At 75.6% G+C, this 15,015-nt stretch carries 15 protein-coding genes; 5 read left to right on the forward strand and 10 right to left on the reverse strand.

Going from position 1 to position 15,015, the window contains the following annotated elements:
- Position 1 precedes the first annotated feature (1 nt).
- The gene (locus Ae331Ps2_RS16280) at positions 2-433 is read right to left on the reverse strand and encodes an ATP-binding protein (RefSeq protein WP_020624055.1); all 432 of its coding nucleotides are present in this window, start codon (positions 431-433) and stop codon (positions 2-4) included.
- A gap of 83 nt (positions 434-516) precedes the next feature.
- On the reverse strand, positions 517-822 hold the full coding sequence (locus Ae331Ps2_RS16285) for an STAS domain-containing protein (RefSeq protein ID WP_256371342.1): 306 nt from the start codon (positions 820-822) through the stop codon (positions 517-519).
- A 339-nt stretch (positions 823-1,161) separates the two neighbouring features.
- On the opposite strand from Ae331Ps2_RS16285, the gene Ae331Ps2_RS16295 reads away from it, so the two are divergent.
- On the forward strand, positions 1,162-3,459 hold the full coding sequence (locus tag Ae331Ps2_RS16295) for a GAF domain-containing SpoIIE family protein phosphatase (protein WP_139318793.1): 2,298 nt from the start codon (positions 1,162-1,164) through the stop codon (positions 3,457-3,459).
- Between the two features lie 293 nt (positions 3,460-3,752).
- Positions 3,753-4,298 (forward strand): hypothetical protein, encoded by a 546-nt coding sequence (locus Ae331Ps2_RS16300; protein WP_075307915.1) that lies wholly within the window; start codon positions 3,753-3,755, stop codon positions 4,296-4,298.
- Positions 4,299-4,392: 94 nt separating this feature from the next.
- On the opposite strand, the gene Ae331Ps2_RS16305 is transcribed toward Ae331Ps2_RS16300, so the two are convergent.
- From Ae331Ps2_RS16305 to Ae331Ps2_RS16315, 3 genes are all read right to left on the reverse strand, one after another.
- Entirely contained in the window at positions 4,393-4,719 is a 327-nt protein-coding gene (locus tag Ae331Ps2_RS16305; protein WP_060710891.1) for a WhiB family transcriptional regulator, read from the reverse strand.
- A gap of 256 nt (positions 4,720-4,975) precedes the next feature.
- Positions 4,976-5,389 (reverse strand): STAS domain-containing protein, encoded by a 414-nt coding sequence (locus tag Ae331Ps2_RS16310; protein ID WP_075307913.1) that lies wholly within the window; start codon positions 5,387-5,389, stop codon positions 4,976-4,978.
- A gap of 104 nt (positions 5,390-5,493) precedes the next feature.
- On the reverse strand, positions 5,494-6,384 hold the full coding sequence (locus Ae331Ps2_RS16315; protein WP_075307911.1) for a hypothetical protein: 891 nt from the start codon (positions 6,382-6,384) through the stop codon (positions 5,494-5,496).
- 313 nt (positions 6,385-6,697) lie between these two features.
- Here Ae331Ps2_RS16315 and Ae331Ps2_RS16320 point away from each other — a divergent pair, with 313 nt between their 5' ends.
- Positions 6,698-7,744, forward strand: a complete 1,047-nt coding sequence (locus Ae331Ps2_RS16320) for a PLP-dependent cysteine synthase family protein (RefSeq protein ID WP_205015926.1) — start codon at positions 6,698-6,700, stop codon at positions 7,742-7,744.
- Positions 7,745-7,763: 19 nt separating this feature from the next.
- Here the strand turns inward: Ae331Ps2_RS16320 and Ae331Ps2_RS16325 are convergent, their stop codons facing one another.
- Positions 7,764-9,017 carry an amidase family protein gene (locus tag Ae331Ps2_RS16325; RefSeq protein WP_075307909.1) on the reverse strand — a complete coding sequence of 418 codons (1,254 nt, stop codon included), beginning with the start codon at positions 9,015-9,017 and terminating at the stop codon, positions 7,764-7,766.
- A gap of 141 nt (positions 9,018-9,158) precedes the next feature.
- Entirely contained in the window at positions 9,159-9,551 is a 393-nt protein-coding gene (locus Ae331Ps2_RS16330; protein WP_043280132.1) for an STAS domain-containing protein, read from the reverse strand.
- 255 nt (positions 9,552-9,806) lie between these two features.
- Here Ae331Ps2_RS16330 and Ae331Ps2_RS16335 point away from each other — a divergent pair, with 255 nt between their 5' ends.
- Entirely contained in the window at positions 9,807-10,286 is a 480-nt protein-coding gene (locus tag Ae331Ps2_RS16335) for a thioesterase family protein (RefSeq protein WP_020625583.1), read from the forward strand.
- An 84-nt stretch (positions 10,287-10,370) separates the two neighbouring features.
- Here Ae331Ps2_RS16335 and Ae331Ps2_RS16340 read toward each other — a convergent pair whose 3' ends face one another.
- Positions 10,371-11,813, reverse strand: coding sequence for a glycosyltransferase family 2 protein (locus tag Ae331Ps2_RS16340; RefSeq protein ID WP_075307908.1), 1,443 nt, complete (start codon positions 11,811-11,813; stop codon positions 10,371-10,373).
- 406 nt (positions 11,814-12,219) lie between these two features.
- On the opposite strand from Ae331Ps2_RS16340, the gene Ae331Ps2_RS16345 reads away from it, so the two are divergent.
- Complete coding sequence (locus Ae331Ps2_RS16345; RefSeq protein WP_075307907.1) at positions 12,220-13,512, forward strand: competence/damage-inducible protein A; 1,293 nt, start codon at positions 12,220-12,222, stop codon at positions 13,510-13,512.
- 67 nt (positions 13,513-13,579) lie between these two features.
- Here Ae331Ps2_RS16345 and Ae331Ps2_RS16350 read toward each other — a convergent pair whose 3' ends face one another.
- On the reverse strand, positions 13,580-14,179 hold the full coding sequence (locus Ae331Ps2_RS16350; RefSeq protein WP_075307905.1) for a superoxide dismutase: 600 nt from the start codon (positions 14,177-14,179) through the stop codon (positions 13,580-13,582).
- Positions 14,180-14,461: 282 nt separating this feature from the next.
- Positions 14,462-15,013, reverse strand: a complete 552-nt coding sequence (locus tag Ae331Ps2_RS16355) for a DUF1697 domain-containing protein (RefSeq protein ID WP_075307903.1) — start codon at positions 15,011-15,013, stop codon at positions 14,462-14,464.
- Positions 15,014-15,015 lie beyond the last annotated feature (2 nt).

Below are 15,015 nucleotides of genomic sequence, written 5' to 3' on the forward strand. Positions count from 1 at the left end.
GTCACAGTCCGTGACCTGCGAGCTTGTGCAGCCGGATGGTGAGGGCGGGGCGGCCGCCGTCCTCCTCACCGGTCTCGACGGCGACGTGGTCGGCCAGGGTCTGCAGGACCCGCCAGCCGAAGCTGTCGGTGGGCAGCTGCGCGCCGCTGCCGGTCTCGACCCGGGCGGTGACCTCGATGCGCTCGTCGGACACGGCGAAGGTGCACCGCAGCGGCGTGCCGGGAGTGGCCATCGCGACGAGCGTCGCACACGCCTCGTCGACGGCCATCCGCAGATCGGAGACCGCGTCCAGGTCGAAGTCCGCGCGCGCGGCGAGGTCGGAGGCCACCGCGCGGACCGTGGGGATCAACGCGGGCCGCGCGGCGACCCGGATCTCGACGGTGTTGTCGGTGCCGGCGGGGTGCGCCGTGCCTGCCACGTCCTCCTGGGCCACGCTGACGAGTCCTTTCGTACGACGGGGGGGTGTCGGGCCGGATCATGTCGCCTCCGGCGGGGATGTGCAGACCGGGTGCCCGCTCAGGCGCCGGGAATGCCTTCCTGATCGGGCAGGACGGTGAACAGCTGGGCGGAGCCGGTGACCTCGAGCGGCCGGAGCACGGCCCGGTTGGTGGCGACGACGAACAGCCGCCGTCCGTCCCGGGCGGCCCGACGGGCGGTGTGGATGAGCACGCCCAGGCCGCTGGAGGCGAGGAACGTGACGCCCTCCAGGTCGACGGCGAGGTCGCGGCCGTCGCCGTCGGGCGGGAGGTTCAGCAGCTCGTCGAGGGCCGTCTCGAGACGCGGCGCGGTCAGGGTGTCGACCTCGCCACGCACGGTGAGCACGGTCAGGCCACTGCGCGGTGAGGACAGGCGGACCCCGAGGTGGGCGGAGTCGGCGGGGTCCAGCTCGGCGTCGCCGTCCCCCCCGGGACGGTTGCGCCGGCGCGGATCCGGGCAGGGTGATCACCTCCGTGTCGGGCGCCGGGCGGCGCGGAAGCGTGGTGGAGCGCCGCCGTGCTCTCGACGGGCAGATGCCTTCTCGCATCGCGACGACGCACCGGGGGTGCGGCGGAGCCTTCCTGGCCCGCACCGGTCCGGTCCACCCACGACAGGAGACCGGGACCGACGATACCGGCCGGGCTCGGTGCGCCCGGCACGGCGCCTGCCCTTAGGCTCGCCAGGGTGACGCGGTATCCCGATCTCGGTTCCGACACCCCCGCCGGCCCGCCCGGCGACGCGGTGGACCGGGCCGTCGACCAGGCGGTCGCGACCTCGGTGGAGTCCTTCGGTGAGCAGCCGAGCACCCCCGCGATGCCGTACGTGCGCGGCGGGACCCAGGTGGCCGTCCTGATGATCGACATCGCGGACCGCCGGATCGTCTACGCCAACACCACCGCGCTGGAGCTGGCCGGCGACCGCCCGGTGCGGCTGCCGATCGGGGTCCGCGAGTGGAGCGAGTCCGTGCGGCTGACCGATCTGGACGGCTGGCCCTACACCGACGAGGGGTCACCGCTGTCCCGCATCGCCGCGGGCGACGCGGTGTCCGGCGAGCCGGTGGCACTGCACGGACCGGGCCTGATGCCCGACCGCGACGGCGTCCCGGTCCCGGGTGAGGGCGCGACGGCCAGCAGCACGCTGGTCTGGGTGACCGGGTTCGCGCTGTCGGACCCCGGCGCCCAGGGACAGGGCGCGTTCGCCCAGCCCTCGACCACCGGGCCCGGCCGGGCGCTGGCCGTGCTGCTGCCGCTGTCGGACTCCGAGGTCGGCCAGGGCGGGGACCGGGACCGGATGGGGTTCCTGCGCGACCGCGCCGTGCTGGCCACCGAGATGTCGTTCACGATCTCCGACCCGCAGCGTGAGGACGACCCGCTGGCCTGGGTGAACCCGTCGTTCGAGCGGCTGACGGGCTATCCGCTCGACGAGGTCGTCGGGCGCAACTGCCGGTTCCTGCAGGGGCCCAACACCGACCGGTCCGCGGTCCGCCGGCTGCGCGAGGCGCTGCGGGAACAGCGGCCGATCACCGAGGTGCTGCTCAACTACCGCCGCGACGGCACCGCGTTCTGGAACCAGGTGTCCGTCTCGCCGGTGCACGACGGCGACGGCGAGCTGGTCAACTTCGTCGGGGTGCAGAGCGACGTCACCGAACGGGTCGTCGTCGAGCAGGAGCGGCGGGCGGCGCTGGCCGACGCCGAGGCGGCGCGGGCCCAGCTGCGGCTGCTCGCCGAGGCGACCACCCAGATGACCTCGGCGCTCGACGTGGCCGACGCCTGCCGTCGGTTCTCCCGGATCGTGGTGCCGGAGCTGGCCGACCTGTGCACGGTGGACCTGCTCGACACCCCCAACGGGGCCAGCCGCGAGCGGATGGCCGTCGCGGCCCGCGATGCCGACGACGAGGCGCTGCTGTCGCGGTCCGGTCCGCTGGGGGCCGTGCGGATCGAGCAGCAGGCCGAGACCGCGGTGCGGACCGGCAAGCCCTACCTGGTGCAGGAGCTGCCCGACGACGGACGCGAGGTCCATCCGGACGACCCGGAGGCGGCCGACGCCTACGAGCGGCTGCGGCTCCGCTCGGCGATGGTCGTCCCGCTGCTCGGCCGCGGCCGGGTGCTCGGCCTGGTGACGCTGTCCACCCAGTTTCCCTACGGCCGTCGCTGGACCCAGCGCGACGTGCACCTGGCCTCGGACCTGGCGGGCCGCGCCGGGCTGGCCGTCGACAACGCCCGGCTCTACGAGGTGGAGCGGGCCGCGGCGGCGACCCTGCAGCACAGCCTGCTCCCGGCGTTGCCGCAGGTCCCGGGGATGCGGGTCGCGGCCCGCTACCTGGTGGGCGCGGACGGCAACCAGGTCGGCGGGGACTGGTACGACGTGCTGCCGATGCCGGACGGCTCTGTCGGTGCCGCGGTGGGCGACGTGGTGGGCCACGACCTGTCGGCGGCGGCCGCGATGGGGCAGCTGCGCGGTGTGCTGCGTTCCTATGCCTGGGGCGGCGACGCGCCAGGGCCGGTGCTCGACCGCTGCGACCAGCTGGTGCAGGGCCTGGACATCGCCGCGATGGCGACCGCGGTCTACGCCCGGTTCGGCCCGGCGGGCCCCGACGGCGCGCGCGAGCTGACCTACGCCAACGCCGGGCACCCGGCGCCGCTGCTGCGCGATCCGCAGGGCCGGCTGCACCGGCTCGACGCGCACCACTCGCCGATGCTCGGGGCGGTGCCGGAGTTCGGGCGGGCCACCGGGGCGCACCGCGACGGGGCCACCGTGCCGTGTGCGGCGGGGTCGCTGCTGGTCTTCTACACCGACGGCCTGACCGACATCGTCGGGGAGGACGCCGACGCCCGCACCGAGCTCATCGAACGCACCGTGGAGCAGCTGCCGTCCGACGCGGACCCGGAGCGGGTCGTCGAGCGGGTGCTCGAGGTGTGCCTGCCGGACCGGCTCGACGACGACATCGCGCTGCTCGCGATCCGCCTGGACCGCCCCGCCTGACGTACCGCCCTGACCGGCCGCCCTGACCGGCCGGCGCCGTTCGACCGTCCGGCCCCTCCGTACTACCGGTGGGCGGGCCGAGGTCACGGCGGAGTTGCGGTCGGGGCCGTCCGGGGGTTCGGGACAGGGGGTCGTCTCCCGCTCGTGGAACGGGTGACCCCACTCGTCCGTCCGGGTGGGTAATCGGCGATCGATCGGGGGACCCGGGCGTTGTACTGGACGGACGAGGACGTGCGGGATCGACGGGGGCGAGCGTGGGGCAGGGGACGACGCGACCGCGGAGGCTGGTCGCCGTGGCGCTGACCGCTGCGGAGTCGGAGAGGGCGGGGGGACCGCTCGCGGCGCTCTCCGGCGCGGCGGGGGAGACCGACCTGCTGGTGGTGCGGGACGACCCGGCCCCCGTCCGGCGTCCGCTGACACCGGCGCAGGCGCGGGAGCTGCTGGCGGCCGAGGACGACCTCGATGACGACACCCAGGACGGCACTGGGGACGGCACTGAGGCCGCGCCGGTGGTGATGCTGCCGGTCGAGCGGGTGCGGGTGCACCGCCTCGGGCTGCGCTGGGCGGTGCAGGACGGCGACGAGGCGGACCTCGTCGCGGCGCTCTCGGAGCTGGTCGGGTTCGACCCCGACGACGACACCTGGTGCGTGGCCCCGGCCGCCGCCGGACCGGTGTCCGACCCCGAGATCGAGGTGGTCCGTCGCGCGGTGCGCCGCGTCGCGCGGGTCTACGGCCTTCCGGTGCTGCCCTACCGACCCGCGGGCCCCGTCGCGGAGGACATCACCGAGGACATCACCCGGGACATCACCGGGCCGGAGGCCCTGCCCTCCGCGGTGTGACGCCCGGAGATGTGGCAGAACGTCCGGGCAGCAGGACGGCCCGCCCGATGCCCGGGCGGGCCGTGCCGGATCGGTGAGCCGTCGAGCAATGCCGTCAGACGACGGCGGCGAGGCCCGGGCCCTGCTCGGCGACGATGCGCTCGGCGTCGCGGCGCTCGATGATGGCGCGACGCTCGGACTCGCCCAGCCCGCCCCACACGCCGAACGGCTCACGGCTGGCCAGCGCGAAGCGGCGGCACTCCTGCAGCACGGGACAACCCCGGCAGACCTGCTTCGCGCGCTCGGTGCGACGCGACCGGGAGGGGTTGCGCTCGCCGTCGGGGTGGAAGAACACGGCGCTGTCCATGCCGCGGCACGCGCCCAGTCGCTGCCACTGCCACACGTCGTCCATCGGGCCGGGAAGCCGGGAAACGTCGCTCACGTGCTCACCTCGTCGCTCGGGGCCCGGGCGGACCGGGTTGGCTCCCCAACCCGGTTCCCGAGGGGGTCCGAGATCAAACCTGCGGGGTGGCGGGACCGGTGCCGGTGATCGGCCGCGTGCGGCCCCCGGGGGCGGGCGGTCGATCGGACCGACCGCCATCACCCCTGTTCACGACACCACCCCGCACCTGCGCGCTGCGACCGGCACGCCGGTATCGGGCGGAATCGGACCGACGATGTGTGACTCACGTCACCTGTCAGGAGGCCAGTGCGGCCTGCACGTCGTCGTGGATGTCGAACAGATGGTGCAGCCCGGCGATGCCGATCGGGCGCAGGACACGCCGCTCGGTGCACGCCAGACGCAGCTCGACGCCGGCCCGGTGGGCCTGCTCGCGCAGCTCGATCAGGGCCGCCAGTCCGGACGTGCCGAGGAAACGGACCCCGTCGAGGTCCAGCACGACCAGCGAGGACACCGAGATCTGCTCGGCCACCGAGTGCCGCAGCTCCGGCGCGGTCAGCATGTCCAGCTCGCCGGTCACCGCGACGACGACCGTCCCGTCCGCGGGCCGGGTGGTCTCCAGTCGCAGCCCGTCGCAGCTGTCGGTGACATCGGGTGACGCCGTGCCCGAGCCGTCGCTGGTGCCGGCGCCGGGTGGACGGGGGTCGGTCATTGGGTCGACGGTAGGCACCGCGGCACGGCGTCGCCACTCGGAGCCCGCTCGGTGCCCGCACGGTGCCGGCGACGCGTCCCGTCGGGCGACCGCACCGTCCAGGCTCAGGACGTCCGCTGCGCGCTGCCCTCGGAACCGGCGGCGGAGGAGGCGGGGGCTGCGGCCGGTGACGGCTCGGCGTCCCGCTGCTCCGGCAGCACCACCGCCGGGAGCGCGGCGGCCTCGTCCCGGTCCGCGACGGCGTCGGCGGCGACGGCGTCGGGGACCTCGTCCGGCCCGGCGGTCTCCCCGGTGCGCAGCGCGTGCGCCGGGCCGCCCACCGGGCGCCGGACCCGCTCGCCCTGGTCGGCGCCCCGGGAGGCGCGGGCGGGCGCGTCGAGCCTGCCCAGCTCGGCCCCCGGCATCGCGTGCAGCCGGGCGATCTCGTCGCGCACCGACGAGCGCAGGCCGGACACGTGCGCGTGCATCGACGCCGCGGTGTCCGCGACGAGCTCGCTGTCCCGCCGTGCGGCCGCCCCGGCCGCGCGCAGCCGGTCGACCTCCGCGCGGGCCTCGTCGACCATCCGGGCGGCCTCGTCGCGGGCGGCGTCCACCAGCTGCGCGGCCTCGACCTCCGCGCCGCGCCGCCGCATCGCGGCCTCGTGCTCGGCCATCCGGAGCACCTTGTCCGCGCGCATGCCGAAGGTCTCCGCGGGCCGGGAGCGGGCCTCCTCCAGCGTGGCGGCGAGCGCGTCGGCCCGGCGCTCGGCGGTGTCGCGCGCGTGCTCGGCCGCGGCGAGACGGACCATCAGGTCCTCGACGATGTGCTCGACGGTGCGGGCACCGTCGCCGCCGCGCGGGCTGCGCTGCGGCAGTCCGGCGGCCGTGGTCCCCGGGGGCGCGGCCTCGGGAACGCGCCCGGTCGGGGGCGTCGCGTCCCCGGGCCGGGTCGCCTCGTCGTCGCGCACGTCCTCGGCCGTCACCTCGGCACCGGTCTCCGTGACACCGTCGGTCACCTCGTCGCACTCCCCGGGCAGATGTTCACGGTGCGTCAGTCTCCGGCTCCGTGACGCACCCCGACAGCCCCCGTTCGGCGGACGGCGCCGGTGCGGCGGTCGACGGTGTGTGACGTGCGCGATCACGGAGCCCCGATGCGGGCACGGGGGCGCGGAGGGCGGCGCGGGGCGGGCCGCGCGGGCACGACGTGACCCGGATCGGCGCCGTGGCCGAGGGACCGGGCCGGGCCGGCTCCGAGGCCGATCTAGGGTCGGGGGCGTGCACCCCGTCGACCGTTCCTGTGCCCGTACCCGCGCCTGGGTCGACGAGGCGATGCGCCGCGTCCAGGCCGACGCGAACCGTTCCGCCGACACCCACCTCCACGTGCTGGACCTGCCCGCCGAGTGGGGTGTGCAGGTCTACCTCAAGGACGAGTCCGTGCACCCCACCGGCAGCCTCAAGCACCGGCTGGCCCGGTCGCTGTTCCTCTACGCGCTCGCGTCGGGCTGGATCACCGACGGCACCACGGTCGTCGAGGCCAGCTCCGGGTCGACGGCGGTCTCCGAGGCCTACTTCGCCCGGCTGATCGGGGTGCCGTTCGTGGCGGTCATGCCTCGCTCGACCAGCCCGGAGAAGATCGCGCTGATCGAGCGGGAGGGCGGGCGCTGCCACTTCGTCGACCACGGCGGTGAGGTCTACGCCGAGGCCGAGCGGCTCGCCGCGGCCACCGGCGGGCACTACCTCGACCAGTTCACCTACGCCGAGCGTGCCACCGACTGGCGCGGCAACAACAACATCGCCGAGTCGATCCTGGCCCAGCTCGCCGAGGAGCCGCACCCGGTGCCGGAGTGGATCGTCGTCGGCGCCGGGACCGGGGGCACCTCGGCGACGATCGGCCGCTACCTGCGTTACCGGCGGCTCGCGACCCGGCTGGCCGTCGTCGACCCGGAGGGCTCGGCGTTCCTGCCCGGCTGGACGGCGGGGGACCCGTCGTACGCGACGGGTGCGGCGTCGCGGATCGAGGGGATCGGGCGGCCCCGGATGGAGCCGAGCTTCGTCCCGTCGGTGATCGACCGGATGGTCCCGGTCCCCGACGCCGCCAGCGTCGCCGCGGCCCGCCACCTGCGCGACCGCACCGGCCGGTGGGCCGGCGGGTCGACCGGCACCAACCTGTGGGGCGTCTACCAGGTCGTCGCCGAGATGCTGCGTGCCGGACGGTCGGGCAGCGTCGTGACCCTGCTGTGCGACGGCGGCGAGCGCTACCGGCACAGCTACTACGACGACGCCTGGGTCGCCGCCCAGGGGATGGACCTGGCGCCCTACACGGCGACCCTCGACCGGTTCGTCGCGACCGGGGTCTGGTCCCCGCCCGCTGACTGAGCGGCTCCGCCGGGCCGGGTCAGCCCTCGGCGAGCAGGGCGGCGGTCGCGAGCAGCCGTCGCTCCGACCCGGGCCGCCCCACGAGCTGCACGCAGCCGTGCTCCCCGGGCCGGTGCACCGGCGCGACCAGCGACGGCAGCCCGGCCAGGTTCCACGCCGCCACCCCGGTGGATCCGGCACCGGACGCCCCGGGCGGGGCGGGCAGCAGGCCGGCCTCGGCGCCGGCGTCGTCGAGCCAGGCGACCATCCGCTGCCGCCACGACGCGGGCGTCGCGGGACGCAGGCCGCCCAGGCGCCGGACGCGGCGGCCGCGCCGGACGAGGCTGCGGGCGCTGCGCGGCAGCTCGGCCGGGTCGAGGCCGAGGTCCTCCACCCGGCGGGCGAGCCCGGCCTGCCGGCGGCGGGCCGAGTGGACGACCAGCACGGCCCGGTACGGCGGGTCGGCGGCGACGAGGCCCAGCCCGGCGTCCTGCAGCAGCGTGATCGCCGTGTGCACCGCGGACGCCGCGTCCGGCCCGGCGAGCCGGGTGCGTCCGGTCCGCAGCGACGCGGCCAGGGAGGAGACGGGCGTCGCGCCGGACCCGGGGCCGGGACCGGTCGGGGCGGTGAGCCGCAGCACCGACGACGGCGCGGCCGGCCCCCCGGTGCCGCGGGAGAGGGCGTCGAGCACCACGGTGAGGTCCTCCGCGCACCCGGCGATCAGGGTCGGCTCGGCCAGCCCGCACCAGCGGCGCTCGGCGGCGTCGGGCAGCGGGAGCACCCGGCGGCCCGGCTTGAGCGCGGCGATCCCGTGGGCGGCGGCGGCGCAGCGCAGGGTCCCGTCGCCGTCCACGCCGATCCCGAGCGGGACGACACCGGAGGCGACCACGGTCGCGGTGGCCCGGCCGCCCGGGGTGCCGTCGAGGCCCACCTCGTGCTCGGCTGTCCGCGCCCGCCCGGCGACGAGCGCGCCCGCGGCCCGCAGCCTGCGCACGACCTCGTCCCCGCGACCCGCGACGGAGATGCCGTCCTCGACCACCACCGGGACCCCCGCCAGCGGCAGGGCGAACCGGTCGGTGCGCCGGTCGAGCGCCGCGGCGGCCGCGCGCAGCGGTCCGGCGTCCACCACGAGCCCGGCGCCCACGGGTACCGCGTCGTCGAGGGCGGCGAGGAGCCGCTCGGCGACGGTGGCCGCGCTCAGCCGTCCCTCGCGCACCGCGGCCGCGAGCCCCGACACACCGGACGGGCCGTCTCCCGAGGTGGGGGACGGCTCGTCCAGGTGCAGAGTGCTCATCGCGGTGGGGCTCGTCGTCCCGGTCGTCGGAGGGAGTGGTCGGGGAAAAGGACGGGAATCGCACCCGCCCGGCCGAGATGCTCGGCCACGTCGGCGTCGAGGACCGCGGGCGCCACCGGGCACCCGTGGACCCCCGGGGCATCAGGCCGTGCGGAGTGCCTCCGGCACACCGTCGGCCACGTCGAACAGGGACATCAGGTTGGTCGCCTCGAGCGCCCGGGTGACGGCGTGCGACCCGCAGACCAGCCGCAGCCGGCTGCCGGCGTTCTCCGCCTTCTCCTTGCCCTCGACGAGCGCCGCCAGCCCGGCCGACCCGAGGAACGTGACCCGGGTCAGGTCCACCACCAGCAGGCTCGCGGAGCCGATCCGCTCGGCGAGGCGTTCGCTCAGCACGGGCGCCGTCATCGTGTCGATCTCGCCGTGCACACCGACGACGACGGCGCCGTCACCGTGCTCGGTCACCTCGAAGCGGACGACCTCGCCGACGTCGGGGCCCTGGTCTCCCCCCACCCCGGTGGGCGTCTCACTGCTCATGTGTCGTGCTCCCTCGCGAGTCGTCGCCGTCGGCGCCGTCGACGTGCTCGTGGTCCGGTCCCGGACACGCCGTCGACTTCACCGTGAGTGACAACCGGCCGCCGTTGCTTGACGTGCCGCTCGTGCTGCCTCCGCACCAGCCTAGTCAGCGCGGTCACCCACCCTACGACCGCGGTCGGCGGTGGCACAAACGTTCCGCGACGTGGTCCGGTGCGTCGGCGGGGGTGGTCCGGCCCGGCTGGCAGGGTGGCCACCATGAGCGTCGAGATGCCTCCGCCGTTCGGGGTCCGGATCGGTGTCCGCAGCTATGAGATGGACGTGAACGGGCACGTCAACCACGCCGTCTACCACCAGTACGGCGAGCACGCCCGGATGGAGCACTTCCGTGCGGCCGGGTTGTCCCAGCACGCGCTCGGGGCGCACGGCCTGACGATCGTGCTGCTGTCGACGACGGCGCACTTCCGGGCCGAGCTGCGCGCCGGCGACGAGCTGTGGATCGACTCGGCGATCGCGTTCACGACCCGCAAGCCGTTCACGATGCGTCACCGGATCGTCCGGGAGACCGCGGCCGACGGGGCCCGGACGGACGATCTCGCGGCCGAGGTGGAGTGCACCCTCGGGGTGCTCGACACGACGACGCGACGCCTGGTCGCCGACCCGCACGGCCGGCTCGTGGCCGCGGCGTCGGACCCGGCCCTGCTGGGGCCGGGCCCGGAGGCCACGACGCCGTCGTGACGGCGGGGGCGCGCCCTCGCGGCGGGGGCGTCGAGGTGCCGGAGGCTCCGTGGCGGGGTGCCGCCGGCGCCGGCCCGAGACGGCTCAGCCGCGCCGGGCGGGGTCCGCGCCGTACGGGCCGCCGGTGCGGGCGGGGACGGGCCGGTACCCACCGCTGTCCTGCGGACGGGGTGCGGCGGCCGGACGGCCCCCGGTGCCCTCGGCCCCGGACGGAGCGACCGCGGGATACCCGCCGGTGCCGTGCGGCCGGGTGGGCGTGACGGCCCGGTGGCCGCCGGTCGCGAGGATCTTGTGCGGGGCGGTGGTCCCGGCCCGGGCCGGGCCGACGAGCGGCGGCACCGCTCCGCCGGCCCGTCGCACCGCGCGGCGCGACCGGAGGTAGGCGCGCGGGCCGGTCAGCAGTCCCCGGTTGCGCGTCTGGTCGGCGTCGGCGGGCATCGCCACGCCGGCGCCGGCCTCGCGGTCGGAGATGTGGCGCAGCCGGGCGACCGCGGCGGGGAGTCGGCGCAGTGCGACCGACCGGCCCTGCGGGGACAGCGCCACCTTGGCCAGGAAGCTGCCCAGCCCGACGGCGTAGCCCTCCATCTGCTTGCGCAGGGCGGCCTGGTCGGGGCGGTGGTGGTGCCACAGGTAGGCGCCGGGTGCGTAGCCCAGGACGTGGCCGGCGAGGATCATGCGGACGAGGAACTCGCAGTCCTCGCCGCCGTGGGTGGGGGTGCCGGGGCCCATGGCCTCGTCGAAGCCGCCGACGGCGCGGGCGGCGCTGGCGCGGACGGCGAGGTTGGCGCCGATGCCGAACAGGTCGGGGGCGAAGGGGAAGATCGGGGAGTCCGCGGGGGGTTCGGCGAGGGTGAACCGGCGGGGGGTGAAGCCCTTGTTCCAGGCCAGGGCGACGTCGGCGGCGCGTTCCTCGGGGCTGGCGAGGCGGGCGGCCAGGACGGGGCCGGAGACGCAGGCGAGTTCGGGGTCGGCGGCGAAGGCGCCGGCGATGCGGGAGGCCCAGGCGGGGTCGACCTCGGTGTCGTCGTCGGTGAAGGCGACGATCTCGGTGCGGGCCTCGGCAAGTCCGCGGTTGCGCCCGACCGAGGCCCCGCGGCGCGGCTCGCGGACGTAGCGGACCCGTGGGGACCCGGCCGCGGCGACGGCATCGCGGGTGAGCTCGTCCGGCGGATCGTTGTCGACGACGACGACCGACAATGCCGGGTGGTCCGAGGCGAGGACCGCGCGCAAGCAGCGGGCCAGCGACTCGGGGCGGTTGCGCGTCGCGATCACCACCGTCACCGGGTCGCTCGCCACCGGTGCCGGGGTCACCTCCTCGGGCGGCCCCAGGGTGATCAGCGCGGATCGCAGCTCTGCGATCGTGGCCCGTCCGCCACGCAGCGGCACGGTCACCTGACCCTGTGGAGTGCCCCCGACGGTGACGAGCAGACGGGCGGCGTGGAAGCCCGGGTCGACCCGCAGATCACGCAGCGGCCCGAGCCGGTCCAGTTCACCCACCCAGGTCGCGGCGTCGTTCGGCGCAGACATCGCTGACATGGGTCACAGTGTCGGGTATGCGAGCTGTGCTCACACTGAGAGTGCGCGGTTGCCGGATTTCGGACACTGTGCGTGTGCGCGGTCGCGGAGTTCACCGGATGCGGTGCGACGGACGGCGTCGGCGCAGGTCGGAGCCGTGGCGCCCGATCATGCGCCGTACGGGTGATGACGGCGGCCGCGCAGCGCGGTTGCCCACGGCGGTGCCGGGGCGCGACGAGCGGCAGTGGTGCTGCGACGACACGCCGTGGAAGCCCGGTTTCGGGCGTGTCGCGCCTCTCTCATCACCCGAACGGGCGCGAAGTCCACACCGGACGATCCCCCGACGCCCCGGACCAGCACCGATGGTGAGCTCGCGCGGGACGGGGTGCGGGTGTCCGGGCGCGGGTAGGTTCGGATCATGAGCGAGTCCCGCCCCACCGCCTCGGTCCTGGTCACCGGGAGCGAGCTGCTGACCGGCCACGTCGCCGACGCCAACGGCCCCTTCGTCGCCCGCTCCCTCGGCGAGCTCGGCTTCGCCGTCTCGCGGGTCCTGCTGGTGGGGGACCGCACCGAGGACCTGCGCTCGGCCCTGGAGTTCGTCGCCTCCGACGATCTCGTCGTCACCTCGGGCGGGCTCGGACCGACCGCCGACGACCTCACGGCCGAGGTCGTCGCCGAGTTCGCGGGAGCGGAGATGGAGGTCGACACCGCGCTGCAGGGTCGGATCCATGACCGGGTCGCCGGATGGGCGAGCCGCGCCGGCTGGGCCGGCCCCGCGCTCGACGCGGCGACGGCCAAGCAGGCCAGGGTCCCGCGCGGGGCGAGCGTCCTCGAACCGGTCGGGACCGCGCCGGGGCTGGCCGTGACGCGGCCGGGCGGGCCGCTCGTCGTCGTGCTCCCGGGGCCGCCGCGGGAGCTGCAGGGCATGTGGCCCGCCGCGTTGGAGTCGGCCCCGGTCGCTGAGCTGCTGACCCGGGTACCCCGCGCGGAGGCGACGTTGCTGCGCTTCGCGGGGCTGCCGGAGTCCGAGATCGCCGAGACGCTGCGCGTCCTGGAGACCGAGCTCGACGTGTCCGGCGTGGAGGTGACCACCTGCCTGCGTCGCTCGGAGCTGAAGGTCGACCTGCACCCGCTGCCCGGGGCCGAGCCGGCGGCCCGCGAGCTGGCCGCGCGGATCGTCGACCGGCACCGCCGCGCGCTCATCAGCGACGACGGCAGCACCACCGACGAGCTGCTCGCCGCGGCGCTGGGCGCGAAGGGCTGGACGGTCGCGACCGGCGAGTCCTGCACCGGTGGGCTGCTCGCCGGGCGGCTGGTCGACCGGGCCGGGTCGTCGGCCTACGTCGCCGGGGGCGTGGTCGCCTACTCGAACGAGGCGAAGACCGCGCTGCTCGACGTCCCCGCCGCGCTCATCGAGGCGCACGGGGCGGTGTCGCCGGAGGTCGCGCGGGCACTGGCGGACGGTGCGCGGGCGCGGTTCGGGGCGGACGTCGGCGTCGGGATCACCGGCGTCGCGGGCCCCGGTGGCGGTACCGAGGCCAAGCCCGTCGGCTACGTCTGCTTCTGCGTGACCACCGCCGACGGCCAGGTCATCGCGCGCGACCCGCAGCTGCCCGGCGGGCGGGCCGACGTGCGCGAGCGCTCGGTCGACCTGGCCATGCACCTGCTGCTGCGCGCCACCGGCGTCACGGGGCCGGGCGCGCACCGCTGAGCGCACCCTCTGTGCACGACGCCCCGCCCGGGGGACCCGGACGGGGCGCTGCGCTGTGCGGGGAGGCTCAGCCCTTCGCGGCGGCGAAGCGCTGGGCGGCGTCGGCCCAGTTGACGACGTTCCACCAGGCCTTGACGTAGTCGGGCTTCACGTTCTTGTACTGCAGGTAGAAGGCGTGTTCCCACATGTCGAGCAGGACGATCGGGGTCTGTCCGGCGGGGAGCTGGGACTGCTGGTCGTAGAGCTGGTGGATCAGCAGGCGGTCGCCGAGCTGGTCGTAGCCGAGGATGGCCCAGCCGGAGCCCTGGATGGTGGTGGCGGCGGCGGTGAAGTGGGCCTGGAATCCGTCGAAGGAGCCGAAGTCCTCGTCGATGGCGGCGGCGAGGTCGCCGGTGGGCTTGTCGCCGCCGTCGGGGGAGAGGTTGTTCCAGAAGGCGGAGTGGTTGACGTGGCCGCCGAGGTTGAACGCGAGGGTCTTCTCGAGTCCGACGATGGCGCCGAAGTCGTTGCGGTCCCGGGCCTCGGCGAGCTTGTCGAGGGTGGTGTTGAGGCCCTGGACGTAGGTGTTGTGGTGCTTGGAGTGGTGCAGCTCCATGATCTCGGGCGCGATGTGCGGGGCGAGCGCGGAGTAGTCGTAGGGCAGGTCCGGAAGCGTGTACTCGGCCATGGTCCTCTCCTGGGTCGGGAACGCGCGGCGGTGTGCCACGCGGATTCACTTGCCACTATGTAGCAACTGCCGACTACCCGCGACCGGCCACGCGCACGCGTGGACGGATCGATCCGCCACATGTACTCTGCTGCAAGTCACTTGCAGGAATGCCGGTGACGCGGTGGAGATCGTTCTGGCAGCTCGACATCCGCCGTCGACGGCGCCGTGGCGTCGCGTCCGATCGGGCGCGGGCCACGGCTTCGTCGCGTCTCGTCCCAGGAGCGTTCCGCCCAGGAGTTCTCAGCCCAGGAGGTCGGCGAGCTTCCGGACGGTGGCGAGGTTGCGCATCGTGCCGCCCTGGTCCGGCGCGGTCGTACGGGCCGAGATCCGGGTGGCGAGCTCGCTGCGGCCCAGCCCGTCGGGCAGGTGCAGCCACACCGTCCGGCCACGGACGACGGCGTCACCCCGGCCGCCCTTCGCCCGCTCGGCCGCCAGCGCGGCCGCGATCCGCTCGTGGTCGTCGGGCCGTGGACCGGCCCGGAACAGGACGTGCAGCTGCTTCGGGTCGGTGACCTGCGGGAACGGGTTCGCCGCCACCGCGGTGAGGTAGTCGGCACGGCCGAACACGACCACTGGGCGCTCGATGCCGAACTCCTCCACCAGCGCCGCGGCGATCGTCGCGGCGACCTCGTCGTCGCCCGCGGGGCTGGTCAGGGCGACGTTGCCGGACTGGATGTGGGTGACGACGTCGGCACAGCCGCGTCCGCCGAGCACCCGGCGCAGGTCGGCCATCGGGACCTTCCCGTGGCCGCCGACGTTGATCCCGCGCAGCAGCGCGATGTGGGTACGCACGC

This window comes from Pseudonocardia sp. Ae331_Ps2, from assembly GCF_001932405.1.
Taxonomy (GTDB): Bacteria; Actinomycetota; Actinomycetes; order Mycobacteriales; family Pseudonocardiaceae; genus Pseudonocardia.